Below are 24655 nucleotides of genomic sequence, written 5' to 3'. Positions count from 1 at the left end.
GCTATGGGGCAAGTCGCATTGCGGCGACTCGGCCGCGTTGCACGCTGTGCGATGACGCGTTGAGCGCGAAGCCGCCTCGACCGCGAATGGCGATACGGCATGCTGTTTGCCAGCGCCATGAGCGTCAAATAACCAATGTTTAGGTGGTTATTCACTCACGCGCCGTCTCGCCTGCACGGGCCGGCGATGCGACCTTGCGACAGCGCGCTGCACAAGCGCGGCATCCATGGCGATAATGCGCAGATGGATGCGCCCAAACCCTGGTATCTCTACTTGCTGCAATGTCGCAACGGCAGCTATTACGCCGGGATCACCAACGATCTGGAACGGCGCTTCCAGGCGCATGTGCGGGGCACAGGTGCGCGCTACACGCGGGCCAATCCGCCACTGCAGATCCTCGCCAGCCACCCGTATCCCGACCGCGCCAGCGCTTCGCGTGCGGAGTGCGCACTCAAACGCCAACCCCGAGCGCGCAAGCTGGCCTGGCTGCTGGCGCAGCCGCCATGCAGCGCCGGGTCACACGCTACCGACACCCCGATCACGCCCGCCTAGCCGCCCGCTCCCTACGCTGTAGCGCCATCCGACACCGGAGCAGCGCATGCACTATCAGCTCTATTACTGGACCGGCCTGCAAGGCCGCGGTGAGTTCGTCCGCCTGGCATTGGAAGATGCCGGCGCCAGCTACACCGACGTCGCGCGCATCGACGGCGACGAGGTCATGACCGCGTTTCTGGAAGGCAAGCACGCTGGTGCATACCCATTCGCACCGCCGTTTCTGCGTGCGGGCGAGGTGGTGGTGTCGCAGGTGGCAGCCATCCTGCATGCCATTGGCCCGCAATTGCAGTTGGTGCCCGAGTCAGAGGCGCAGCGCCTGCAGGCATTGCAGTTACAGATGACCATCGCCGACCTGGTGGCCGAAGTGCACGACACCCATCACCCGATCGGCGTCGGGCTGTACTACGAAGATCAACAAACCGAAGCGGCCAAACGCGCCAAGGATCTGCGCGAAAACCGGCTACCAAAGTTCCTTGGCTACTTCGAGCAAGTGCTGCAACAGGCAGGCGGCACGCATGTGCTTGGCACCCATTCGTACGTGGATCTATCGCTGTTTCAGCTGATCAGCGGCTTGGAGTACATGTTCCCCAGGCGCATGGCAACGCTGTCGAAGACGTTGCCGGGGCTGAAGGCCCTGCAGCAACGCGTGGCCGAGCGCCCGCGCATTGCCGCGTATCTCGCATCCGAACGCCGCGTGGCGTTCAACACCAACGGCATCTTCCGCCACTATCCGGAGCTGGATGCGGCATAGGCGATGCCACCGGCATCACGCAGCGCGTGTGTGCCGGTCAGCTTCAATGTCGGTCAATGCACGGCTGACGCGCGCAAGTCGCTTTTGCTGCGCGTTCGGTGCTGTGGTAGCTCGCCCGTGTTATTGGGCACGGTTACGCGTCCCCAGAGATCGCACATGCAAGGCCGCACAAATGCGACCTTTGATTTGGACGCAGCCGAACCGCCAACCTCAACGTCCCTGCAACAACGCCGCGCGAATGGCCTGCAACTGCGCCTTCACCGCGGCAGCCTGGGTCGGCCCCAGCCGCAACAGTGCCTTCTGCCCGACCGATGCAGATTCCAGCGCCGGATCCGCAAAGAGATAGCGGCCATGCGCATCGCGCACCACGGCAATCGGTTGGCGTGGCTCCGGCGTGCGCAGCAGATGATCGATCACATCGATCACGCGGTCGTTGAAGTAACGGTCCGGCGCGCCCAGGTTCGCGTAGGCCTGCTGAAACAATGGGTAGAAGCGCACATAACTCCGCACCAGCGCCTGCGCATCCACGCTGGTCAACGCGGCGACATACGGCGCATAGCGCGCGGCGTTGGCCTGGTCGATCACGCTGCGATCGGCTGCGCTGGACACCTGCAGTTCGCCCGGCACCGGCTGCAGCACCGAGACGCGACGGCTGATGCTGGGCTGGGTGAGGTTGTCGACCATCACCACCACGCGTTCGATCAGGTGCGCGCGCAGCACGATCGACAGCGCGTCGTCCTGCTGCACCAGGTCCAACAGCGCCTGCCATGCAGCAGCGTCGCTCTGCGCCAATGCAGGAATCGCCGCATCCGCCGCGTCGGCCGATGGCGTCTGCACCGGATGACGCGGCTCGGCGGGTGCCGGCGGCGACGGCGCGACAGCGGCAGCCACCGCGCTCGCGGTCTGGCTGATTGGCGCGGGCAACGCGCTGGATGGGTCGGATGGCCCGCGGAACAGCCACCAGGCCGCGCCAGCAATGAACGGTACCGCCAACAGCCACGGCCAGCGCGAGGACTTGGTTTGCATCATGGAACTCCTGACATCGACAACACCAGGGTGTGACCATGAGATGGTGCGGTGGTTCCATCGATGTCAGGCCGCCGCGCATTCATCAATCGCGCGCGTGCATTGCCAGGCGATGCGTTGTCAGGCGCGCGCCACACACCCTCAGTCTGCGCGCCACGCAGCAGCCCTCGACGCGGGGTCCGGCGCGAACTACCAACTACGAAACGCTGACGCCAAAAACGAAGCGCTTTACACGGCACACCGCGTTCAATTGGCGAAGTCCAAGCGCGCATTCACCCAGGCCGCCACGATCGCGGCGGCAGCCTGATCGGCCTGCTTTGCGGGCAGCTGCTTTTCGCGCACCAGCCACGCCGCGGTGTCCGCGCGGACCTTGGGCAACAAGGCGCGCGCCGCCTTGCGGTCTGCGGCCGGCCACTCGCTGTCATCGCCGTCCCAGGCCGCGATGGCCTGGTCCGGATCATCGCCATAGCGCTTGCGCAAGGCCGGCTGCAGGTACAACAGCGGCGACACCGAGGCGCGCAGCGCAATCACCTGCCACTCGGCGTAGCTGGCATAGCGGATGGTGCCGGCGTCCTTGCTCAAGGCTTCGATCAAGGAATCGAACCCATCGTCCAGCTGCTTCCAGCTGGCCAGCGCAAACAGGCCACCCGGTGGCTCGCACACCGGGGCGAACGAGTCGCGCGTAGAGCCATACAGCGGGCCGAATGCCTCGTACGCCGGCTCACCCACCGCCGCGAAAATGAAGCAATGCACGTAGGGCCGATTACCGCTGCCGTCTTGCTCGATCCACATGCGCAGCAGCAACAACACCTTCTTCGGGTCCTGCGAGACCGGGCCGGCAGCCACATCGTCGAGCAGAGACGCCGCAAAGTCATCGATCTTGCGCAGTGCCTTGCGCGCACTCTCGAACCGCGCGTTCGCCAAGGCGGCATCCACACCGGCGGCGGGCACGAACTGATGCAGATAGGCCAGCCACGCCGATGCCAGCGGTGCGTCGTAGGCCTGCAACTGCCGCGCGGCCTCGGCAGGCTTGCCGGGGATGCTGGCGATGATGCGGTCCAGCGCCTGTTGCTGCGTGGTGAGCGCGTTGGCCAGCACATCGGCCCTGGCGCCGAGGCTGCGCTGCAAACAGTCGTCCGGCTTGGCGTCCTGCGCGCAGGCGTTGCGCTGCCGCAGCCAGGCGCGTTGTTGCTCGCGCACGCCGGCCACCGCAGCGCGCGGCGTCGTTTGCACCAGCGCCTGGTAGCTTTCGTCCAGTTGATCGTCCAGCAGACCGAGTGCGGGCACTGCGCAGATGCGATTTTCTACCGGCGTACTGGCCTGTTTGCAGTCGAACGACGCCGCCCATGCACCGCCGGCGCTCAGCACCAGAGCGCCGCCAAGCAGCAGTCGCACCACGCACGCGCGATGGTTCATTGCACTGCCTCCTTGCGTGCCGGCAGCAGCGACAACAACAGCAAGGTCACCGCCAGCGCGACATAGGCGCCGACGAATTGCCAGCTGATCACCCGTGCCAGGCCTTGCAGCGACCACGGCAAATAGATGCCGCCGCGCGGGTCCACCGAATGGATGAGGCCGAACAGCGTCAAGCCCGCAGCGACCAGCAAGAACACCGCACCGCGGCGCAGCCGGCCATCGATCATGGCCGCCACTGCGGCGATCCACAGCATCGCGGTGATGATGAACCCATTACCCAGCGCGAAGATCACCGCCAGTTCCGGCAGGCCATGGCCATCCACCTTGGTGGTCAACGCAACCAGTTGCTCCGGCGCGATCCAGCCCGGCGCCTTGATGGTCAGCAGGTACGCCACCGACGGCAGAAACCCCAGCACCATCGCGCCGGCGTGGTGTCTGGGCGTGGCCTGAAACGCCTGCGTGGTGATGTCGATGGACACGTACACGATGATCGGTGCCAACACCGCCAGCGGCAGCCATTGCACCAGCCCGCTGATCACGCCCAACATGCCGCCGATGCCGACGAACAATCCCGTCAGCAACGTATAGCCGGTACGCGCGCCCATGTGTTTATACGCAGGCTGCCCGATATACGGCGTGGTCTGCGCCACGCCGCCACACACCCCGGCCACCAGCGTGGCCAGTGCCTCCACCAGCAGGATGTCGCGGGTACGGTAGTCATCGCCGGCAGCGCGCGCGCTCTCGCTGACATTGATGCCGCCCACCACCATCAACAGGCCAAACGGCAACAGCAACGGCAGATACGCCACCGTGGCCGGCAGTCCTTCGATAAAGCCCAGATTCGGCAACGGCAGCACGATCTGCGGCGGTGTCCACGCCGGCACGGTGAAGCCCGGCGCGCCCAATCCGGCCAGGCCAAGCCCGTAATACAGCGCCGTGCCGATCACGAACGCCACCAGCACGCCCGGCAATTTGGTCGGCAGGCGGCCCTTGGCCAGCAGTACGTACAGCAGCAGTCCCAGGGTGACGAAGCCGGCCACCGGCGAACGCAACGTTTCCAGCAAGGGCAACAGGCCCATCAGCACCAGCGCGATACCGGCGATCGACCCGAGCAAGGCTGCGCGCGGCAGCGCACGCGTCACCGCCTCGCCAACGAACGACAGCACCAGCTTGAGCAACCCCATCACCACCAGCGCGGCCATGCCCAGTTTCCAGGTGGCGAGTGCAGCCGCCTGCGGATCAAGCCCTTGCGCCTTGAAGCCGGCAAACGCCGGGCCCAGCACCAGCAAGGCCATGCCGATGCTGGTCGGCGCGTCCAGGCCCAGCGGCATCGCGGTGACGTCGTCGCGCCCGGTGCGTGCGGCCAGCCGTCGCGCCATCAAGGTGTAGAGCAGGTTGCCCACCAGCACGCCGAACGCGGTGCCCGGGAACATGCGTCCGAACACCACCTCGGCGGGAAACTGGAAGATGCCCACCAGCGCCATCGCGATGAAGCCGAGGATGGACAGATTGTCGACCACCAGGCCGAAGAAGCCATTGAGGTCGCCGGCGACGAACCAGCGCGGCGAGGCCGCAGGACGCGAAGAGGGAGCGGACATAGCGATCTGCAGACGTGGGGACAGGCGATGGTAGCCGCTGCTCCGTACCCGCGACAGCGTCGCGATGGATTACGCCGAAGCGAAGTGCCTCGACGTGTCGACTGCATCGGCCCCGCAAGCTGGCAGTGGCGGCGCCGCAAACAGTGATGCGCATGCCGCCACACCCGAAGGAATTGATCCATCAGCGTAGAAATGCACTTTCTGCGCAGTAGGCGCGGTCGCTACGGCGATAACTTGCAAATATCGCGTGCTCGCTTCATTTTTTCCGCCCTGCATCGAGAATGTACATGCTGATTGTCCGCCTGCTTGGCGCCTGCGTTGTTGCCGCCCTCGCGCTTCCCGCCAATGCCGTGGAGTTCACCCTCATCTCTCCGGACACACCGGATGGCGACTGGAGCATCGATAGTACACAGCTGAACATGCGCGACGGCCCGGCCTTCAAGGTGCGGCTGCATCGACTTAGGGGGGGCCGCCAGGAGGGCAGCGCCCTCATCGAGATCGATACCGGCAGCATGCAGCTGACCGTCGTGCCTACCCGCGGCATGAACGTGCTGCGCGCCCAGGCAGGCAGTGTCCGTCTGGGTTGGGATTCTCCGGTGACCGAGGTCGTGAATCCTGCCTTCCTCAATCTGGAAAGCCGCAGCGGCTTGGGCTGGTTGGAAGGATTCAATGAGCTCGTGGCGCGCTGCGGCTTCGAGTGGGTCGGCCACCCTGGCAACGACCGTGGCGAGCTACTCACCCTGCATGGGCGAGCCTCCTCCCTGCCCGCCCGCACGGTGGTGCTCAGCATTGACGATCACTCACCGCATCGGATCACGCTGACAGGCACGCTCAGCGAGGCCGCCTTCAAGAAGGTCAACTTTCGTATCGACACGGCGCTGATCACCGAACCCGGCGCCACCGCGTTCACGCTGCACGATCGGCTGACCAATCAGGGCGACCAGCCCATGGAGTATCAGGCGCTCTACCACAGCAATATCGGTACGCCGCTGCTGGAACAAGGTGCGCGCGTTGCGATACCCGTACGCGAGATCTCACCTTTCAACGCGCGTGCCCAGCAAGAACTGAACGATTGGCAGATCTTCCGCGGCCCGACCGCCGGATATGGCGAAACGGTCTACAACATCTACCCCCTCGACGATGGCAAGGGGCAGAGCCTAGCGGTGCTTCATGACGCCGGCGCTCGGCGCGGCATCGAGCTGGACTTCAACATCACCCAGTTGCCAGTGTTCTCGCTATGGAAGAACACCGACAGCCTCGCCACGGGCTACGTCACGGGCCTGGAGCCGGGCACCAGTTTTTCCTACAACCGCAGCCTGCAACGTGGCCTGGGCTTGGTCCCTACCATCGAAGCGGGTGCAACGCGCGACTTCGTCCTTCAGTATCGTCTGCTTGCCACGCCGGAGGCGGTAGAAACGGCGCTGCAGGAGGTCAGGACGCTGCAGGCTCGCCAGCCGCCCAAGGTCCGGCAGACTCCGCTGGCGCATGAGCCCTGAAGCGAGGCGTCGCGGGTCGATCCATGGTATCCGAGGACTCACGCAGTGCCAGACAGAGCACTGCACGATGTCCACACGTAACAACGGCCAGGCGCGCTCAGAACGACACATCCACCGCCTGTCGCGACCACAACACCGACTGATGCCCGGTGGCCTGCTTCCAGGCCAGCCGGATCGCTTCGATGTCGCGGCGTCGCTGCGGGGTGTCTTCATGCAGGATCACCAGCACCTTGGTGCCGAGCCTGTTCGGCTCCTTGGCGCCGCGGAACAGCCACTGGCCATAGGCATCCAACACCGTCAGCCCATCCGGGAAGCGTGGGGTCACTTCCTTGTCCAGAAACGCGCGCCACTGCGTCTCATCGATGATGCGGGTCTGCGGGCGATCGGCCGGGCCGGTCTCCTCGCCCACGCCAAAATAGAGCTCGCTGCGCATCCACCCATGCGCATCGCCGGGGCGTTGCGCATCGCCCTGCATGCTGGCGGTGGTAGTCGCCGCGGCAGGCGTCCTGCCCGGCGTCGTGACACAACCAGACAACGCCAGCACGGCGGCGATCAACACGGACGGCAGCAACTTCATCGATCTCTCCAACGGTTTCAGGGGGGGGACTAGGTATCGGGGTGACTAAGAGCGGCTAACAAAACGTAGCGAGCAGTCGTCAGGTGGGTGTGGACGGCGCGGAGGAACCGGAGTGTACGGGTGGTACATGAGGATTCCGAGCACCGGCCGCACCCGCCTGGCGGCTGCACAGTAGTTTTGTTAGCTGCTCTAAGCACAGCGATGGGCACGTGGCGCACCGCAGTCGACTCTTGCAAACGGCAGGCGAATGCTGCAAGTGTACGAGCGTCACTGTTGCGAACGTCGAGTCAGTAGCGCCACCGCTGATGCGGCTGCGGTATCAGCTCATGCAGGGGCGCGTACCGCGCCATCTCGCGCAGGCGTGAACAACACGATAATCTCTCTATCCGGATGAATGTGGAACAGTCCGCCCCCTTGTGCACCAGCCCGGCCGGACGCCGGCGCCGCTGCGCGTTTGCAGTTGCAGGAGAGAGCATGACCCGCCCCACCCTTTCGATGATCGGCCTGGCTGTGGCCGCGGCACTGAGCGCCAACGCGCAGGCCCAGCAGGCCGATGCTGGGGCCACCACCCTGGACACCGTGATCGTCACCGGCACCCGCGCCAGCGATCGCACCGTGCTGGAATCGACGGTGCCGGTGGACGTGCTCACCGCCGAAGACATCCGCAAGGCCGGCGTGGTCAATGGCGAGTTGGGCAGCGCGCTGCAGGCGCTGCTGCCGTCTTTCAACTTCCCGCGCCAGTCCAACTCCGGCGGCGCCGACCACATCCGCGCCGCGCAGCTGCGCGGGCTCTCGCCCGACCAGGTGCTGGTGCTGGTCAACGGCAAGCGCCGCCACACCTCGGCACTGGTCAATACCGACAGCAAGATCGGCAAGGGCACCACGCCGGTGGATTTCAACTCCATCCCGATCAACGCCATCAAGCGCATCGAAGTGCTGCGCGACGGTGCCGGCGCGCAATACGGCTCCGATGCCATTGCCGGTGTCATCAACGTGATCCTGGACGACAACCCCGAGCGCGGCGAGCTGGAAGCCAGCTTCGGCGCCTACAACACCGATGTGGCGCCGATCGATCGCCGCGTCACCGACGGCCAGACCAGCTACGCCAGCGCCAAGGTCGGCAGCCTGCTGGGCGATGACGGCGGCTTTTTCAAGGTCGGCCTGGAACTGAAGAATCGCGAAGCGACCAACCGCGCCGGCTTCGATCAGATCCCGCCGTTCGAAGAGCAGACCCCGGCCAACCTGGCCCTGGCCGGCCGGCGCAATTACGTGCTCGGCGACGGCGCCACCAAGGGCCTGAACGCCTGGCTCAACACCAAGATTCCCTTCAGCGTCAGCGGCGAGTTCTATGCCTTCGGCACCTACAACCAGCGCGACACCGAAGGCGCCAATTACTTCCGTTACCCCGACAGCAGCGCCAACTGGCGCGAGATCTACCCCAACGGCTACCGGCCGATTTCCGAAGGCGAAAATCGCGATCTACAACTTGTTGCCGGTGCACGTGGGCAGTGGGGCAACTGGGATTACGACGCCAGCGTCAACTACGGCCGCAACGACTTCACCTACCGCCTGCGCAACTCGCTCAACGCCTCGCTCGGCCCGGGCAGCACCACCGCGTTCAAGACCGGCGATTTTGCGTTTGCGCAGACCGTGGGAAATTTCGATCTGACCCGCGTGTTCGACATTGCCGGCGCCACCCATACCTTCGGCACCGGCGCCGAATTCCGCCGCGAGCAATACCGCACCCATGCCGGCGACCCGGCCAGCTACGCCGCGGGCCCGTTCACCGATCGCCCCACCGGCTCGCAGGCCGGCGGCGGGCTCACCCCGCAGGACGAAGCCGATCTGTCGCGCAATGTCGCCAGCGCCTATGCCAACGTCTCCAGCCAGTTCGGTGAAAAATTCTCCACCGACCTGGCCGGTCGCTATGAGCATTACCAGGATTTCGGCAGCCAGTGGACGGGTAAATTAGCCGCGCGCTATGCGTTCGCCCCTGCATTCGCGCTGCGTGGCGCCATCTCCAACAACGTGCGCGCGCCATCGCTCAGCCAGATCGGTTACGAAGCTACCTCCACCGGTTACGACGCCGCCGGCCGGCTGACCCAGGGCCGCCTGCTGTCGGTCAACAACCCGATCGCCCGCGCGCTCGGCGCCACCGATCTGAAGCCGGAAAAGTCGGTCAACTACAGCCTGGGCTTCACCAGCAAGTTGGGCGACCACTTCGACCTGTCGCTGGATTTTTTCCAGATCGATATCGACGACCGCATCGCCTTGTCCGAAGACATCACCGGCGACGCCTTGACCAGCTTCGTGCAGCAGAACTTCGATGTCACCGGCGTGCAGAGCGCCAGCTATTTCCTCAACGCCGCCGACACCCGTACCCGCGGCGCCGAGCTGGTCGCCAACTGGCGCCAGTACGCGTTCGGCGGCGATCTGTTGCTGACCGGCACCTACAGCTATGCCAAGACCGAGCTGGAAAACATCATCGCAACACCCTGGCAATTGCTGGCCTTGAACCCGGACTATGTGCTGTTCGGCGTGGAAGAGAGCAACACGCTCACCGATGCGGCACCACGCACGCGTGCCGCGCTGGCCGCCAACTGGAGCAACCAACACTGGAACCTGCAGACGCGCGTGAACCGCTATGGCAGCGCCACCCGCGTGTTCGACTTCGGCGGCGGCTTCGTGCCACGTCAGACCTATGGCGCCGAATGGCAGCTGGATCTGGAAGCCGAATACCACCTGGGCACGCAGTGGACGCTGGCCATCGGCGGGCAGAACATCCTGGACAACTACTCGGACCGCTCCATCGACGATATCGCCTACTTCGGCAACCTGCCCTACGACGTGCTTTCGCCGATCGGCAGCAATGGCGCGTACTGGTATGGGCGGGTGCGATATACCTTCTGAGCAACAGCGCAGGCTGCAAACCCTCTTTCCCCTAGGGGCGTGCTCTAGCCCCTCTCCTGCGGGAGAGGGGTTGGGGTGAGGGTACGGGCGAAGCTCCCGTGTCCTTCCAACTGCACGAGGCTTCGCACGTACCCTCAGCCGGCGCTACGCGCCACCTTCTCCCGAGGAGAGAAGGATAGGCAGTTGCACGTGTCTACCAACACCCACTGCCGTTCCATAACCTGAATCTCACACCGGTTTGCGCACACTAGCGCAATGGCAGACGCGCATTCCCCCCTTCCGTCGCCGCCATTGCTGGACGATGCCTGCGCATTGTTTCTGGACGTGGACGGCACCCTGATCGACTTTGCCGATAGCCCCGAGTCCGTGCGGCTATTGCCCGAGGTACGCGAAGTGATCGTCCAGCTGAGCGAGCGCCTCAACGGTGCCATCGCCCTGGTCAGCGGGCGTCCGCTCGCACAGCTCGATGCCTTGTTCGCACCATTGCTGCTGCCGGCCGCCGGCCTGCATGGGCATGAGCTGCGTAGCGATGTTGCCGCACGTGCCGCCATGCCGCAGGACACATCCGAATTCCTGCATGGCCTGCATCAACGCGCTGCGGCGCTGACGCACAAACACGCAGGCGTGCTGGTCGAAGACAAAGGCGTCAGCGTTGCGCTGCATTGGCGCGCACAACCGGACGCCGGCCCGGATGTGTTGGCCTTCGCACAGGACGAAATCGCCCAGCTCTCCGGTTATCGCCTGCAACCGGGCGACCACGTGGTCGAATTCGTCCCCGAAGGCAGCAACAAGGGCCTGGCCGTCGAACAACTGATGCAGACCGCCGCATTTGCAGGCCGCACGCCGGTGTTTGTCGGCGACGACCTCACCGACGAATTCGGCTTCGATGCGGCCAATCGCTTAGGCGGCTGGAGCATTCTGGTCGGCGATCGCGCGCAGACCAGTGCGCGTTTTCGCGTCGACGGCACTGCCGCTGTGCATGCGTGGCTACAACACAACGCGCGCAACGCGTCACCGTAGGCGCACCTCCTCTCGTTACTTACAGGATCGTTTGCACCTCATGACCGAGCCAAACCTGGATCTGGGCGTCATCGGCAATTGCAGTTTTGGCGCATTGGTCGATCGACAGGCACGCGTGGTGTGGAGCTGCCTGCCCGCCTTCGATGGCGACCCGGCCTTTTGCAGCCTGCTCTCGCCCAAGACCGAAGGCGGCGACTTTGCGGTGGAGCTGGAAGACTTCGTCAGCAGCGAGCAGCATTACCTGCCCAACACAGCCGTGCTGCGCACCGTCTTGCGCGACAGCCACGGCGGCGAAGTGGAAGTCATCGACTTCGCACCGCGCTGGCGCAATAACGGCCGTTTTTATCGGCCGGTGAGCATCATCCGGCAGATTCGCCCGCTCGCTGGCAACCCGCGCATCGTCGTGCGCGCACGTCCGCTCGCCGACTGGGGTGGCCGCACGCCCGATACCACCTGGGGCAGCAATCATATCCGCTGGGTGTTGCCGGAATTCACCCTACGCCTGACCACCGACGTGCCGGTACGCTTCGTGCGCGACGGCTTGCCGTTCGTGCTCAGCCACCCGGTGAGTCTGGTGCTGGGCGTGGACGAATCGCTGACCCGCTCGCTCAGCGGTTACGTGCAGGAAGCGCAGGAACGCACCGAAGAATATTGGCGCGAATGGGTGCGCTATCTTTCCATTCCGCTGGACTGGCAGGAGGCGGTGATCCGCAGCGCGATCACGCTCAAGCTGTGCCAGTACGAAGACAGCGGCGCCATCATCGCCGCGATGACCACCTCGATTCCGGAAGCGCCGAATACGCCGCGCAACTGGGATTACCGGTACTGCTGGCTGCGCGACGCCGCGTTCGTGGTGCGCGCGCTCAACCGGCTCGGCGCCACGCGCACGATGGAGCAGTTCATCGGCTACATCTTCAACATCGCCACCAGCGACGGGACGCTACAGCCGCTGTACGGCATCGGCTTCGAATCGCAGCTGGAAGAACACGAAGTCGACACGATGGACGGCTACCGCGGCATGGGCCCGGTGCGGCGCGGCAACCTGGCGTGGATCCAGCAACAGCACGATGTCTATGGCAGCGTGGTGCTGGCCTCGACGCAATTGTTCTTCGACCTGCGGCTGAAGGATCAGGGCGACGCCGACACCTTCCGCCGGCTCGAACCGCTTGGCGAGCGCGCCTATGCGCTGCACAACGTGCCCGACGCCGGCCTGTGGGAATTCCGCGGCCGCACCGAAGTGCACACCTACACCGCCGCGATGTGCTGGGCCGCCTGCGACCGGCTGGCCAAGATCGCCGAGCGGCTGGCACTGCCCGAGCGCAGCGCCTATTGGAACGAGCGCGCCGACATCATCCGTACGCGCGTGCTGGACGAAGCCTGGAGCGAAGAAAGCGGCCATTTCACCGACACGCTCGGCGGCCACCGCCTGGATGCGTCGCTGTTGCTGCTGGCCGACATCGGCATCGTGGATGCCGACGACAGCCGCTTCGTGCGCACGGTCGAAGCGGTCGGCCGCGTGCTCAAGCATGGCGATGCGCTGTATCGCTACATCGCGCCCGACGACTTCGGCGAGCCGGAAACCAGCTTCACCATCTGCACGTTCTGGTACATCGATGCGCTGGCCGCCATCGGCCGCAAGGACGAGGCACGTGAATTGTTCGAGCGCATTCTCGCGCGCCGCAATCACCTGGGCTTGCTCTCGGAAGACCTATCGTTCGAAGGCGGAGAAGCCTGGGGCAACTTCCCTCAGACCTATTCGCATGTCGGTTTGATCATCGCAGCGATGCGCTTGTCGCGGAGCTGGCAGGAGGCGTCATGAGTCGTTTGGTGGTGGTATCCAATCGTGTTGCAGTGCCCGGCGAAAACCGCGCGGGCGGCCTTGCAGTCGGGTTGTTGGCCGCGCTCAAGGAGCGCGGCGGCATGTGGTTCGGCTGGAGCGGCAAGACCGTGCGTGGCGATAGCGGCGGCATGCACGAGCAGACCGAAGGCGACATCACCTTCGTCACCATGGACCTCAACAAGCGCGACATCGATTCGTACTACAACGGCTTTGCCAATCGCACGTTGTGGCCGTTGCTGCACTTCCGGCTGGACCTGGTCGATTACGACCGCGCCAAGCGCGAAGGCTATCTGCGCGTCAATCGCCTGTTCGCGGAAAAACTCGCGCCGCTACTGAAAGACAGCGACACCTTGTGGATTCACGATTACCACATGATCCCACTGGGCGCGATGCTGCGCGAGCTGGGGGTGGGCTGCAAGATGGGCTTCTTCCTGCATGTGCCGATGCCATCGGCCGATTTGATGCAGGCGATGCCCGATCACGCACGCTTGTTCAGCACCTTTTATGCCTACGATCTGGTGGGCTTCCAGACCCAGCGCGATGCCGAACGTTTCAAGGCGTATGTGCGCCTGTTCGGCGGCGGCCGCGTTCTTGACGGCGATCTGGTCGAAGGCCCGGGTGGGCGACGTTTCACGGCCTCGTCGTTCCCCATCGGCATCGACACCGATCTGATTGCCAATCAGGCAAAGGCGTCCGTCAGCAAGCAAGCCGTGCGCGATCTGCGCGAGAGTCTGCGCGGGCGGCAGTTGGCGATCGGCGTGGACCGGCTGGATTATTCCAAAGGCCTGCCGGAACGCTTCCAGGGCTTCGAGCGCTATCTGGAACGCTATCCGGATCAATCCGGCAGCCTGACCTATCTGCAGATCGCACCGGTATCGCGCGGCGATGTCACCGAATACCGTCAATTGCGCGGGCAGCTGGAACAGATCGCCGGCCACATCAATGGTAGACATGCAGGGCCGGACTGGACGCCGCTGCGCTACGTCAACCAGAACTTCAGCCATGCGACGTTGACTGGTTTCTATCGGGCCGCATCGGTGGGCCTGGTAACGCCATTGCGCGATGGCATGAATCTGGTCGCCAAAGAATTTGTGGCCGCGCAGGACCCTGAGAATCCCGGTGTCCTGGTGCTGTCGTTGCTGGCCGGCGCGGCAGACGAAATGAAGGAAGCGCTGCTGGTCAATCCGCACGATCTGGACGGTGTGGCAGATGCCATTGCGACGGCAGCAAGCATGCCGTTGGCAACACGTATCGAGCGGTGGCGAGCGATGATGGATCATCTGCGCAAGAACAACATCAACCACTGGCGCCAACGGTATCTGCAGGCGCTCGCAGACGCCTAAGCTTTCCTCGGTGCGGGGCAATGTACGCAGACTCGCTGCGTGCATTGCCTTCTTCCCGCCAGAGGCTGGAGACATTCTTCTTGCGAGAGGCTGGATACATTCCCTTCTCCCTCCGGGAGAAGGTGCCCGAAGGGCGGATGAGGGTACGGCAGTCACGCGAGCAATCCGACATTGTGCTCGATGGACTGTCGCAGCCCCGGCTTGAGCGCTGTGCTTTGGAGCGAGCGACGTACTCTGGATTCGGCACTGTGCTCTTGATTCGGCTCTGTGCTCTGGATTCACCGTGGTGCTGGAGTGACCGCAGTGCTTTGCAAATCCCGATTATCGATTCCCAAAGCCCGGCCTCAACCGCTGTCGCCCGACGCACTCCGCTGCGATACGGCCGCACCGGTGCGCTGTACTCCTCCCCATGCGCGGCACGGCGCTCAAACTCGATTCGCTCAGACAAGGGCACCTCTTCGGCCACGCGTGACTGCGGTGCTCGGCTTGCTTTAAGGCGACTGGGTGAGGCCAACGCAAAAAGACAAGCGAAGCCAAAGCAATAGCAAAGCAGAAAGGCACAGCGACAGCGAGTCTTGCGTGGATCGCTCGTCAGGTGTCACCGCGCATCCGCCGAAATGTCAGCGTCCTTCGATGCACTGCTCAACTCCACGCAAATTCAGTGCATCCGAACTGCAGGTTGGAACGGTGGTTCCTATTCCGTCACGGACAGGCGGCGCTCAGGGGTCTAAAATATTCAGATGAGTAGCGCTGAGGACCCTGGGAGGGGCTGCGCGTTCATATCCAAGGTCGTCGGCAGCCTTTGCCAACGGGCGACCTCTCTCCCTCCACGACTTGTCGCCCGTTGCGGCCCCGAGTCCTTCCTGACATCTCAAAATGACTGATCAATCCTCAAAACGTGGGCTAGGCACCTGGTTGCTGGTGGCCTATGCCGTGGTGATCGCCGTGCTCGGTGCGGTGCTCGCCTACGAAGGCGGCCGCCTGGTGGCCGTTGGTGGTTCCTGGTACTACCTGCTCGCAGGTATCGCACTGCTGCTGGCCGGCGTGTTGCTGGCGCTGGGCAAGCGTGCCGGCCTGTGGCTGTTTGGCGCCACGCTGGCGGCCACCATCGCGTGGGCGCTGTGGGAAGTAGGCCTGGACGGTTGGGGCCTGGTCCCGCGTCTGGCCTGGATGTCGGTGTTGGGCCTGGTGCTGCTGCCGTTCTGGGGCGTGGCGCGTCGGCGCATGCAGCCGTTGTCCGGTGCGGGCTATGTCGTGGTGACCGGCGTGCTGCCGATCCTTGGCGCCGCCCTGATCCTGTGGCCGCTGTTTGTGCCGCGTAATGTGGAACTGGCGGATGCATCGAAGCAACCGGCCGACACTGCCACCGCCTTCAGCCGCGGCAACGTACCCAGCCCGGACGGCAATGTCGCTGCCAATCACGACGCCAGCAACTGGACCGCGTATGCCGGTTCCAACCTGTCCAATCACTACACCCCCGGCGCGCAGATCACCCCGGACAACGTGAAGAACCTCAAGGTGGCCTGGGAATTCCATACCGGCGATCTGAAGCCGAAGGATTCCAAGCTGGGTTATGCCTTTCAGAACACCCCGCTCAAGATCGGCGACCTGCTGTACATCTGCACACCCACCCAGAAGGTGATCGCGGTGGAAGCGGCCAACGGCAAGGAGCGCTGGCGCTTCGACCCACAGACCAACCCCAAGGCGATGGCCGGTGTGGCCGCCACCACCTGCCGTGGCGTGTCGTACTACCAGGCGCCGGAAGGCACTGCCGAGTGCCCGACGCGGATCTTCTGGCCGATGGTCGATGGCCGCCTCGGCGCGCTGGACGCGCAGACCGGCAAGCTTTGCGCCAGCTTCGGCAACAACGGCTATGTGGACCTCAATGCAGGCACCGGCAATACCAAGCCGGGCTTCGTCGGCCCGACCTCGCCGCCGGTGGTGATGCGCGGCGTGGTGATCCAGCCGACCGGCCAGGTGCGTGATGGTCAGGAAGGCGATGCGCCGTCCGGCGTGGTGCGTGGCTTCGATGCCCTCACCGGCCAGCTGCGCTGGGCCTGGGATCTGGGCAACCCGGCGATCACCGCCGAACCGCCCGCTGGCCAGACCTACACGCGTTCGACCCCGAACGTGTGGTCGCTGATGGCGGCCGACGACGAGCTGGGCCTGGTGTATCTGCCCACCGGCAATGCGTCCGGCGATTTCTTCGGCAAGGGCCGTACCCCGCAGGATGAGGAATACACTGCCTCGTTGGTCGCCGTGGACGCGGCTACCGGCAAGGAGCGTTGGCATTTCCGTACCGTCAACCACGACCTGTGGGATTACGACATCGGCCCGCAGCCGAACCTGGTCGATTGGCCGGTCGCCGGCGGCGGCACCCGTCCTGCAGTGATCCAGGCCACCAAGTCCGGCCAGGTGTTCGTGCTGGATCGTGCCACCGGCGCGCCGTTGATGCCGGTCAAGCAGATGGCCGTGCCGCAGGGCACCGATCATGGCGATTGGACCGCTGCCACCCAGCCGATCTCGCCGGGCATGCCCAACACCGTGGGCGCGCCCAGCCGCGAGGTCGAAACCATCATCGAATCCGATGCCTGGGGCATGACCCCGTTCGATCAGCTGGCCTGCCGTATCCAGTTCAAGCAGCTGCGCTACGAAGGCATGTTCACCCCGCCGACGCTGCAAGGCTCGCTGGCGTTCACCGGCAACCACGGCGGCATCAACTGGGGCGGCGTCTCGGTCGATCTGCAGCGCGGCATCATGGTGATGAACAGCAATCGCCTGCCCTACACCTTGCAGGTCTATACCCGCGAGAAAATGAACGAACTCGGCGTCGTGTCGGTGTTCGACGGCAAGAGCAAGACCCCCGGCTACATGGCGCAGAAGGGCCTGGCCTACGGCGCCCGCAAGGAGCCGTGGATGTCGCCGCTCAACACCCCGTGCGTGGCGCCGCCGTGGGGCTACATCTCCGGTGTGGATCTGCGCACCCAGCAAGTGCTGTGGCGCCGTCCGCTGGGCACCGGCTACGACCAGGGCCCGATGGGCATCCCGTCCAAGACCAAGTTCGAGATCGGCACGCCCAACAACAGCGGCTCGCTGGCCACCGCCGGCGGCGTGACCTTCATCGGCGCAGCCCTGGACGACTTCATGCGCGGCTTCGACACCCGCACCGGCAAGCAGGTCTGGGAAACCCGCGTGCCGGCCGGCCCGCAGGCTGCCCCGATGAGCTACACCATCGATGGCAAGCAGTACATCGTGGCCGCCGTGGGTGGACACGACCGCATGGAAACCAAGTCCGGCGACAGCGTCATCGCCTGGGCATTGCCGGACGATGCAAAGGCGGCGCCAGCGAAGTAATCGCCAGACCCGTCGTGCAGTGACACCACAGACCGGCCGTCGCGAGACGGCCGGTTTTTTTTATGGGTGCGGCCTGCCGATCGGCCGGATCGTCGTTGCCCAGGTGGGGCGGAGCATGCGGTGTGCGGTCGGAATCCGTGGTTCTGGCGGTACGCCTGACTGCACGGTGTTGCGTCCGCCGATGACAGGTGTGCCGGAACTGCGGTTTGACGGGCGAACCATCTGCATCGCACCGAGCCTTGTCCGATTGAGGTCTTTGGCGAAGTTTTTCGGATCGCTGCCTTTCACGTTCTCCTGCTGCGATTTCCCGACGCCCGTTGCACTGCCATGGCGGTGGTTCGTGCCCGCTCCGATTTCAGCGCGATGTCGGACTAGCGGCAATGGTGCAACGCGCGCTAGTCGCCGCGACCAGATTAGATGGAAGCAAACAGCCCATGTGCACTCCATCGGAGCACGGAATTGCCCGACCTCACGACGATCTAAATTCACGCGAAATTTACAACTACCAACACCGATTCCGGGCGCCCGCGAGTTGCTCAAAACATACGCACCGCAACTGAAAACCCTTCCAAATCAACCACATCAGCTTTTTACGTGGTCCGCAGCACGCATTCCGATAAACGGTCCTTTCACACCATCATGATTCGGGCTCGGCCGCCGATACCCCCATTGCAGCCACTCCTGCAGCACACCGTTCCCCCTATCCCAGAACACTAGTTGGACTCAGCCTATGTTGCCTTCACACGATGCCGCACCCGTTTCCCGCCCACCGGCGGGCGCAAACGTTGCGCGTACCACCTGGACTGCATGGATGCCCGCTGCCGCACACCTCGGGCTGCTGGCTTTGCTGACGTTCTACGCCGCCACGCTGGTGCCCGGCGGCATCGGTAGCGCGTTCGCGAAGCTGTTCCCGGCCCTGCTGGTGCTCGGCGCGGCCAGCGTTGGCCTATGGTGGTGGACGCGTCGTCGCAACAGCGCGCAGCTGCAGCAGGCAGTGAATGCGGTCGCTGCGCTGGGCGAAGGCCGCTTCCAGCGCCTGGACCTGCGCACCGCATCCGGTGAGCTCGCACCGCTGCTGCAGACGTTGCAGGCAGCCCAGGACAAGCTGGCCATCCGCATCGACGTGATGGAACAAGGCCTGCGCCATGGGCAATTCGTGATCAAGGCACTCGACGATCTGGACACCATGATCCGCATCGCCGACGACGACGGCCAGGTGCTGTTCGCCAACCGCAAGCTGCTCGCGATGCTCAAGCTGATCGAGCCGGATGTGCAGAGCTTCCGCCCCAGCTTCCATGCCGAAGGGTTCGTCGGCGGCAGCATCGGCGACATCTATCCCGACAGCCAGGCCGCCATCGATCGCATGCGCGCCTTGACTGCATCCAAGGCCGTGCGCGCCCCGTTCTTCGGCCGCCAGATCGATTTCGTCTACAGCCCGATCATTGCCGCCGACGGCACCAAACTGGGCACCATCGCGCAGTGGATGGACGTCACCGCGCAGGTGAACGCCGAGCAGGCGCTGATGCAGATCATCGACGCGGCATCGGCTGGCGATTTCAGCCGCCGCATGCAGGTCGACGGCATGGACGGCGTGTTGCTGTCGCTGGCGCAAGGCATCAACCGCATCTACGACTCGGTGGAAACCCACCTGGCCGCGTTGGCGCGCGTGATCGGCGCGCTGGCCGAAGGCGACCTCACCCAGCGCGTGGACGGCGATGCGCACGGCATCTTTGCGCGTCTGCGCGACGACACCAACCAGACCGTCGCCCGTCTGACCGAAATCATCGGCGGCATCCAGACGGCATCGGACACCATCCGCCAGGCGGCGGTGGAAATCGCTGCCGGCAATACCGATCTGTCCGAACGTACCGAACAGCAGGCGGCGAACCTGGAAGAAACCGCAAGCTCGATGGAAGAACTCACCTCCACCGTGAAGCAAAACGCCGAGAGCGCGCTGCAGGCCAACCGCCTGGTGGTAGGCACCGGTGAAGTGGCGCAGAGCGGCGGCCAGGTGATGGACGATGTGGTCTCCACCATGAGCCAGATCAGCACCGCCTCGCGCAAGATCGGTGAGATCATCGGTGTCATCGACGGCATCGCGTTCCAGACCAATATCCTGGCGTTGAACGCCGCGGTGGAAGCGGCGCGTGCCGGCGAACAGGGCCGCGGGTTTGCGGTGGTCGCCTCCGAAGTGCGCGCACTGGCGCGGCGCTCGGCCGATGCGGCAAAAGAGATCAAGACGCTGATCGCCGATTCCACCGACAAGGTGGAGCTGGGCTCGGGGCTGGTGCATCGCGCCGGCGCGACCATGCGCGAGATCGTCGGCTCGGTCAAACACGTCACCGACATCATGAGCGAGATCACCTCGGCCAGCGCCGAGCAGTCCAGCGGCATCGAACAGGTCAACCGCACCGTCGCGCAGCTCGACGAGGTCACCCAACGCAACGCCGCGTTGGTGGAAGAAGCCACCGCGGCCGCACGCAGCCTGGAAGAACAGGCGGTGGAACTGGCCGATGCGGTTTCGATCTTCCGCCTGCAGCCTGCGCACAGCGGCAACGCGAGTGTTGTGCGCGCAAGCTTCAACAGCGCGGCGGCCTAAACCGCCAGCGCAGCGAATCGCAGTCCCCGTAGGAGCGCACCCGGGCGCGACGTAGCTTTATCGGTAACGCCCCGTCGCGCCCAGGTGCGCTCCTACGCAAGGCAAGCGTGCGTGTCCGCCATGCTTGATGCAGCGCACACAGCCCAACAACACGCCGCACCGCAAAGCCATCTCGCAGATAGCCGGATTATCGTAGGAGCGCACCCGGGCGCGACGAAGCTTTATCGATAACGCCCCATCGCGCCCGGGTGCGCTCCTACGCGGGGATGGCTTCGCAGCGGAGAGGGCTAATCCAGGAACCGCGCACGCTGCTCGGGTGTTGGCAGCATGCAGTGCTCGGTGCGCCCGAACCAGCGATAGCGATTGCGTGCGATCAGGCGATACCCGATGTCGCGCAGGCCGCGCGGCACCACGCGCAACACGGCAAACAAGCGCCAAACGCCACCCAAACCGGCCAGCACGCGCACGATCGCATCGCTGTCGGTCCATGCGCCGGTGCCGTCCACCAGCAGAAACGACAACGGATCATCGGGATCCAGCCCGTGCTGCTGCAACAACGCACGCCCGGCTTGCCCCTGCATCGCAGCAAAGCGATAACGCCCGCGCCGATCTCGGCGCAGCAGGAATTTGACCCAGCCATTGCACAGCAGGCACACCCCATCGAACACGATGGTGGCCGGCGCACTGCGCGTAGCGACCTGCGGGGATTCAACGTGGCGCAAGCCAACCCTCGTAGCGAATGAACGGCCCGACCAACGGCAAGTGTACGTCGACGAAAAATCCATAGCGGCCGGCGTCGGCATGCTCGCGGCAACGCACCCGATCGAACCAGCGCGCAGGTAGCGGAATCACGCCGAACGCCCACACGCGCGTGGCCTGCCAGTACAACGCGTCGGCATCGGCGCGCAGCGCAAATTCGAAGCGCACCGCGCCCAGGTGCTCGCGCAGTGCGCCGCCCTCCCGCCACAACCGCGAATACATCGGCAACCCCGCAAACCGCCGATGCCAACGCTCGCCGTGCGCATCGACCAGAAACTCCACTTCGACATCCACCTCGCCACTGCGCGGCAACCGGCTCAGCAACGCCAGCAACGGCACCAAGGCATGACGACCGCGCTGGATCTGCGCCCGTCCGCCAAAGGTCTGCCGCTGCTGTACCGAATGCAGCGCGCGCACCGGCGCAGGCAGCTGTGCAAAGGCATCCTGGCCCAGTACCTGCGCAAACAACGGCGTGTTCAGGGCGCGATCCAGGCCAGCGTGGACATGCGTCCGCTGCGACAGTCGCGGCGGTGCGAGAAGAAGCGTTGCGGATCGGAAATGGTGCACAGCCCGCCGCCATGGATCGCGCTGGCCGGCACGCCGGCACGCTGCAAGCGCTGGCGCGCCAGTGCATAGAGATCCACACGCCAATGCCCCGGCCGCGTGGCGATGAAGGCGTCCTGCGCCTGCGCATCGTCGGCGACGAAGGCGTCGAAGACGTCCTGCCCGATTTCATACGCCTGCGGTCCTGCGGCCGGCCCCAGCCATGCGATCAACTGCGATGCAGGCGTGCGCATGGCGGCCACGCTGCGCTCCAGCATGCCGTCGGCCAGCCCGCGCCAACCGGCATGCGCGGCCGCCACTTCGCTGCCATCGGCCGCCGCCAGCACCACGGGCAGGCAATCGGCAGTGAGGATCGCCAGTACCACGCCAGGCACGGCGGTGACGGCTGCATCGGCCGTCGGCTCGGACGCAGCTGGCGCGTGATCGCCCGCGCCATTGGACCGCGCATCGGATGCAAATAGCGGCGCTTCGACGCGCACGACCTCCACGCCGTGCACCTGCCGCAACCAGTGCGGCGCGCTCGGCAACGCCAGCGCCTCGACCAGCAGTGCCCGGTTGCGCTCCACCTGCTCGGGCGTATCGCCCTCTGGGCTGTTGCGGTTGCCCAGATTGAGCGTGTCGAACGGCGGCAGCGAGCCGCCCAGCCCGTAACGCAAGGTGGTCAGCGCCTGGATGCGTGGCGGCGCCGGCCAATCGGCCGCCAGCACAAACGGTGCGGCCACGGCCATGTCAGCGGCGCGCCAGCTCGGCGGCACGTTCGCTGTCTTCGCGCAGGGCGGTCATCAGCCGCTGCAGGTCGGCCGGCACTGGCGCGGTGGCGCGCACCGGCTGGCCGCTGACCGGATGCAGGAATTCCAGCGTTTCGGCATGCAGCGCCTGGCGCTTGAAGGTGCGCAGTTCGTGCACCAGTTCGTCGGTGGCTCCCTTGGGCAGCTTGAGCGCGCCGCCGTACAGCGGGTCGCCGACGATCGGCGACTTCAGATGCGCCATATGCACGCGAATCTGATGGGTGCGCCCCGTTTCCAGGCGGCATTCCAGCGCGGTATGCGCACGGAAGCGTTCGCGCAGCCGGTAATGGGTGACCGCGTCGCGGCCGTCGTCGCGCACGGCCATCTTCAGGCGATCGCGCGGGTGGCGGTCGATCGGCGCATTGGCGGTGCCGCCGGACACCAGCGCACCGACCACCACCGCCAGATACTGGCGATGCACATCGCGCGCGGACAGCTGTTCCACCAGCGCGGTCTGCGCCTGCACGGTGCGCGCGACCACCATGACGCCGCTGGTCTCCTTGTCCAGGCGATGCACCACGCCGGCGCGCGGCACCGCCGACAGCGCAGGGTCGCGGAACAGCAGCGCATTGACCAGGGTGCCGTCCGGATTGCCCGCGCCCGGGTGGACGACCAGGCCGGCAGGCTTGTCGATTACCAGCACCTGGTCGTCTTCGTACAACACGTTCAGCGGGATGTCCTGCGGGGCGGCATGGGTCTGGGTTTCCAGCACCACCTGCAGCTGCACGCTCTCGCCGCCGCGCAAGGTGTCGCGCGGACGCGCCATTTCGCCATCCAGCAGCGCATCGCCGGACTTGATCCACTCCGACAGCCGCGAACGCGAGAATTCGGGGAACAGCTCGGCCAACACCGCGTCGAAACGGCGACCTGCGGCGTTATCGGGCACGATGGCCTGACGGATGGACGGGTCGGTGGGGTCGGCAGATGGGTCGGACATGGACACGGGCACTCAGGCAAAAACGGGAATTTGGGGGTCCGGGCGGCAGGAGTCAGTCGCCGGACAGGCCACTAGGCTATCATCGCGCTTTCGTTTTCCTGACGCGTCCTGCCCAGACCCATGATCCGACGGTCCACGTTTTCCGCGCCTGCGCGCCTGATTGCCCTCATGCTGGTCATGGCGTTCGTCGTCACCGGCTGCCACCGCGGTGCCAAGGACAAGAATCCCGATGAGGGCATGCCGGTCGAGCAGCTCTATGGCAAAGGCCACGGCCTGATGGAGAAAGGCAACTGGGCTGGCGCCGAAGCCAGCTACAAGCGCCTGATCGCCCAGTACCCGTATGGTCCGTACACCGAGCAGGCGATGATCGAAAGCGCCTACGCCCAGTACAAGGCCGGCAAGCACGACGACACGGTGTCCAGCGTCGACCGCTTTATCCGCACCTATCCCACGCACCGCAACATCTCGTACCTGTACTACCTGCGCGGGCTGGCCAACAGCAACCGCGACACGGTGTTCCTGCGCCGGGTGTGGTCGCTGGACCCGAGCCGCCGCGATCTGTCGTCGCCGCAGCAGGCCTACAACGACTTCAACACGGTCACCGACCGCTATCCCAACAGCCGCTACGCGCCCGACGCGCGCAAGCGGATGATCGAACTGCGCGACGTGTTCGCCCAGCACGAGCTGGATAACGCGCTGTACTACCTGCGCCGCAACGCCTGGGTGTCCGCAGCCGGCCGCGCCAACTACCTGCTGGAAACCTACCCGCAAAGCGCCTATCAATACGACGCCGTTGCGGTGCTGGCCGAGGCCTACACACACCTGGGCAACAAGACCCTGGCCGCAGACGCACGCCGCGTGCTCGAACTCAACAGCCCGCAGCACCCGTGGCTGACCGGCAATTGGCCGAAGTACCCCTGGGCGATCCGCAAGCTCAACCCGTTTGCCGGCGAGAAGTCCGCCGCCACCGGTCAGCGCAATGCACAGATGAGCCGCGACTAACACTTGCAATCACTGCCGAATTCACGAGGGGCCGAAAGGCCCCTTTTTCGTGGCAGCGAGATTGGTGCAACAAGCAGTCGCCACCTTGAAAAGCGCTATGCCGCTCTAGCCTAGGCGCGC

Annotated in this window: 18 protein-coding genes and 1 other RNA gene; 10 read left to right on the top strand and 9 right to left on the bottom strand. The window is 65.1% G+C overall.

Features of this window, described 5'->3' with window-relative positions:
• Nucleotides 1-222 precede the first annotated feature (222 nt).
• Together XdyCFBP7245_RS14735 and XdyCFBP7245_RS14730 are read left to right on the top strand one after the other, a co-directional pair.
• Complete coding sequence (locus tag XdyCFBP7245_RS14735; RefSeq protein ID WP_211287711.1) at nt 223-552, top strand: GIY-YIG nuclease family protein; 330 nt, start codon at nt 223-225, stop codon at nt 550-552.
• Nucleotides 553-598: 46 nt separating this feature from the next.
• Complete coding sequence (locus tag XdyCFBP7245_RS14730; protein ID WP_104616318.1) at nt 599-1306, top strand: glutathione S-transferase; 708 nt, start codon at nt 599-601, stop codon at nt 1304-1306.
• Nucleotides 1307-1516: 210 nt separating this feature from the next.
• On the opposite strand, the gene XdyCFBP7245_RS14725 is transcribed toward XdyCFBP7245_RS14730, so the two are convergent.
• The 3 genes from XdyCFBP7245_RS14725 to XdyCFBP7245_RS14715 all read right to left on the bottom strand — a co-directional run bounded on the left by XdyCFBP7245_RS14725 (nt 1517) and on the right by XdyCFBP7245_RS14715 (nt 5346).
• Nucleotides 1517-2332, bottom strand: coding sequence for a DUF3014 domain-containing protein (locus tag XdyCFBP7245_RS14725; RefSeq protein WP_104616349.1), 816 nt, complete (start codon nt 2330-2332; stop codon nt 1517-1519).
• 246 nt (nt 2333-2578) lie between these two features.
• Entirely contained in the window at nt 2579-3748 is a 1170-nt protein-coding gene (locus XdyCFBP7245_RS14720; protein WP_104616317.1) for a lysozyme inhibitor LprI family protein, read from the bottom strand.
• Complete coding sequence (locus XdyCFBP7245_RS14715) at nt 3745-5346, bottom strand: SulP family inorganic anion transporter (RefSeq protein ID WP_104616316.1); 1602 nt, start codon at nt 5344-5346, stop codon at nt 3745-3747. The genes XdyCFBP7245_RS14720 and XdyCFBP7245_RS14715 overlap by 4 nt, the downstream gene beginning before the upstream one ends.
• A gap of 419 nt (nt 5347-5765) precedes the next feature.
• Between XdyCFBP7245_RS14715 and XdyCFBP7245_RS14710 the strand changes: the two genes are divergently transcribed.
• On the top strand, nt 5766-6842 hold the full coding sequence (locus tag XdyCFBP7245_RS14710; RefSeq protein ID WP_104616348.1) for an aldose 1-epimerase family protein: 1077 nt from the start codon (nt 5766-5768) through the stop codon (nt 6840-6842).
• 97 nt (nt 6843-6939) lie between these two features.
• Here the strand turns inward: XdyCFBP7245_RS14710 and XdyCFBP7245_RS14705 are convergent, their stop codons facing one another.
• Both XdyCFBP7245_RS14705 and XdyCFBP7245_RS14700 read right to left on the bottom strand, forming a co-directional pair.
• Nucleotides 6940-7419 carry a DUF3574 domain-containing protein gene (locus tag XdyCFBP7245_RS14705; RefSeq protein ID WP_170068659.1) on the bottom strand — a complete coding sequence of 160 codons (480 nt, stop codon included), beginning with the start codon at nt 7417-7419 and terminating at the stop codon, nt 6940-6942.
• Between the two features lie 53 nt (nt 7420-7472).
• Nucleotides 7473-7548, bottom strand: a non-coding RNA gene (locus XdyCFBP7245_RS14700) — sX9 sRNA.
• A 345-nt stretch (nt 7549-7893) separates the two neighbouring features.
• Between XdyCFBP7245_RS14700 and XdyCFBP7245_RS14695 the strand changes: the two genes are divergently transcribed.
• The 6 genes from XdyCFBP7245_RS14695 to XdyCFBP7245_RS14665 all read left to right on the top strand — a co-directional run bounded on the left by XdyCFBP7245_RS14695 (nt 7894) and on the right by XdyCFBP7245_RS14665 (nt 20485).
• The gene (locus tag XdyCFBP7245_RS14695) at nt 7894-10329 is read left to right on the top strand and encodes a TonB-dependent receptor plug domain-containing protein (RefSeq protein ID WP_104616315.1); all 2436 of its coding nucleotides are present in this window, start codon (nt 7894-7896) and stop codon (nt 10327-10329) included.
• Nucleotides 10330-10584: 255 nt separating this feature from the next.
• Nucleotides 10585-11349 carry a trehalose-phosphatase gene (gene otsB / locus XdyCFBP7245_RS14690; RefSeq protein WP_104616314.1) on the top strand — a complete coding sequence of 255 codons (765 nt, stop codon included), beginning with the start codon at nt 10585-10587 and terminating at the stop codon, nt 11347-11349.
• 40 nt (nt 11350-11389) lie between these two features.
• A complete protein-coding gene (locus XdyCFBP7245_RS14685) occupies nt 11390-13168 on the top strand; it encodes a glycoside hydrolase family 15 protein (RefSeq protein ID WP_104616313.1) in 1779 nt (592 codons plus the stop codon).
• Complete coding sequence (gene otsA / locus XdyCFBP7245_RS14680; protein WP_104616312.1) at nt 13165-14532, top strand: alpha,alpha-trehalose-phosphate synthase (UDP-forming); 1368 nt, start codon at nt 13165-13167, stop codon at nt 14530-14532. Before XdyCFBP7245_RS14685 ends, otsA begins: the two co-directional genes overlap by 4 nt.
• A 915-nt stretch (nt 14533-15447) precedes the next feature.
• The gene (locus XdyCFBP7245_RS14670; protein ID WP_211287710.1) at nt 15448-17886 is read left to right on the top strand and encodes a membrane-bound PQQ-dependent dehydrogenase, glucose/quinate/shikimate family; all 2439 of its coding nucleotides are present in this window, start codon (nt 15448-15450) and stop codon (nt 17884-17886) included.
• Nucleotides 17887-18616: 730 nt separating this feature from the next.
• A complete protein-coding gene (locus XdyCFBP7245_RS14665) occupies nt 18617-20485 on the top strand; it encodes a methyl-accepting chemotaxis protein (RefSeq protein WP_104616309.1) in 1869 nt (622 codons plus the stop codon).
• A gap of 287 nt (nt 20486-20772) precedes the next feature.
• Here XdyCFBP7245_RS14665 and XdyCFBP7245_RS14660 read toward each other — a convergent pair whose 3' ends face one another.
• From XdyCFBP7245_RS14660 to rluD, 4 genes are read right to left on the bottom strand one after another with little or no spacing between them, the layout of a single operon-like run.
• Nucleotides 20773-21207, bottom strand: a complete 435-nt coding sequence (locus tag XdyCFBP7245_RS14660; RefSeq protein ID WP_244907821.1) for a thiol-disulfide oxidoreductase DCC family protein — start codon at nt 21205-21207, stop codon at nt 20773-20775.
• Nucleotides 21194-21724, bottom strand: coding sequence for a DUF4166 domain-containing protein (locus XdyCFBP7245_RS14655; protein ID WP_244907825.1), 531 nt, complete (start codon nt 21722-21724; stop codon nt 21194-21196). The genes XdyCFBP7245_RS14660 and XdyCFBP7245_RS14655 overlap by 14 nt, the downstream gene beginning before the upstream one ends.
• Nucleotides 21721-22536, bottom strand: coding sequence for a peptidoglycan editing factor PgeF (pgeF, locus tag XdyCFBP7245_RS14650; RefSeq protein WP_104616346.1), 816 nt, complete (start codon nt 22534-22536; stop codon nt 21721-21723). The genes XdyCFBP7245_RS14655 and pgeF overlap by 4 nt, the downstream gene beginning before the upstream one ends.
• A 1-nt stretch (nt 22537) precedes the next feature.
• The gene (gene rluD / locus XdyCFBP7245_RS14645) at nt 22538-23533 is read right to left on the bottom strand and encodes a 23S rRNA pseudouridine(1911/1915/1917) synthase RluD (RefSeq protein WP_104616306.1); all 996 of its coding nucleotides are present in this window, start codon (nt 23531-23533) and stop codon (nt 22538-22540) included.
• A 120-nt stretch (nt 23534-23653) separates the two neighbouring features.
• Here rluD and XdyCFBP7245_RS14640 point away from each other — a divergent pair, with 120 nt between their 5' ends.
• On the top strand, nt 23654-24535 hold the full coding sequence (locus XdyCFBP7245_RS14640; RefSeq protein ID WP_055848912.1) for an outer membrane protein assembly factor BamD: 882 nt from the start codon (nt 23654-23656) through the stop codon (nt 24533-24535).
• The last annotated feature ends 120 nt before the right edge of the window (nt 24536-24655 follow it).

It is taken from the genome of Xanthomonas dyei, from assembly GCF_002939865.1.
GTDB lineage: Bacteria > Pseudomonadota > Gammaproteobacteria > Xanthomonadales > Xanthomonadaceae > Xanthomonas > Xanthomonas dyei.
This window is presented reverse-complemented; position numbering and strand designations above follow the sequence as displayed.

What these genes read in the sequence shown, in the direction of transcription:
- XdyCFBP7245_RS14730 (WP_104616318.1), top strand. Translation starts at nt 599, where the DNA reads ATGCACTATCAGCTCTATTACTGGACCGGCCTGCAAGGCCGCGGTGAG.
- XdyCFBP7245_RS14725 (WP_104616349.1), bottom strand. Translation starts at nt 2,332, where the DNA reads ATGCAAACCAAGTCCTCGCGCTGGCCGTGGCTGTTGGCGGTACCGTTC.
- XdyCFBP7245_RS14720 (WP_104616317.1), bottom strand. Translation starts at nt 3,748, where the DNA reads ATGAACCATCGCGCGTGCGTGGTGCGACTGCTGCTTGGCGGCGCTCTG.
- XdyCFBP7245_RS14715 (WP_104616316.1), bottom strand. Translation starts at nt 5,346, where the DNA reads ATGTCCGCTCCCTCTTCGCGTCCTGCGGCCTCGCCGCGCTGGTTCGTC.
- XdyCFBP7245_RS14710 (WP_104616348.1), top strand. Translation starts at nt 5,766, where the DNA reads ATGCGCGACGGCCCGGCCTTCAAGGTGCGGCTGCATCGACTTAGGGGG.
- XdyCFBP7245_RS14705 (WP_170068659.1), bottom strand. Translation starts at nt 7,419, where the DNA reads ATGAAGTTGCTGCCGTCCGTGTTGATCGCCGCCGTGCTGGCGTTGTCT.
- XdyCFBP7245_RS14695 (WP_104616315.1), top strand. Translation starts at nt 7,894, where the DNA reads ATGACCCGCCCCACCCTTTCGATGATCGGCCTGGCTGTGGCCGCGGCA.
- otsB (WP_104616314.1), top strand. Translation starts at nt 10,585, where the DNA reads ATGGCAGACGCGCATTCCCCCCTTCCGTCGCCGCCATTGCTGGACGAT.
- XdyCFBP7245_RS14685 (WP_104616313.1), top strand. Translation starts at nt 11,390, where the DNA reads ATGACCGAGCCAAACCTGGATCTGGGCGTCATCGGCAATTGCAGTTTT.
- otsA (WP_104616312.1), top strand. Translation starts at nt 13,165, where the DNA reads ATGAGTCGTTTGGTGGTGGTATCCAATCGTGTTGCAGTGCCCGGCGAA.
- XdyCFBP7245_RS14665 (WP_104616309.1), top strand. Translation starts at nt 18,617, where the DNA reads ATGTTGCCTTCACACGATGCCGCACCCGTTTCCCGCCCACCGGCGGGC.
- pgeF (WP_104616346.1), bottom strand. Translation starts at nt 22,536, where the DNA reads ATGGCCGTGGCCGCACCGTTTGTGCTGGCGGCCGATTGGCCGGCGCCG.
- rluD (WP_104616306.1), bottom strand. Translation starts at nt 23,533, where the DNA reads ATGTCCGACCCATCTGCCGACCCCACCGACCCGTCCATCCGTCAGGCC.
- XdyCFBP7245_RS14640 (WP_055848912.1), top strand. Translation starts at nt 23,654, where the DNA reads ATGATCCGACGGTCCACGTTTTCCGCGCCTGCGCGCCTGATTGCCCTC.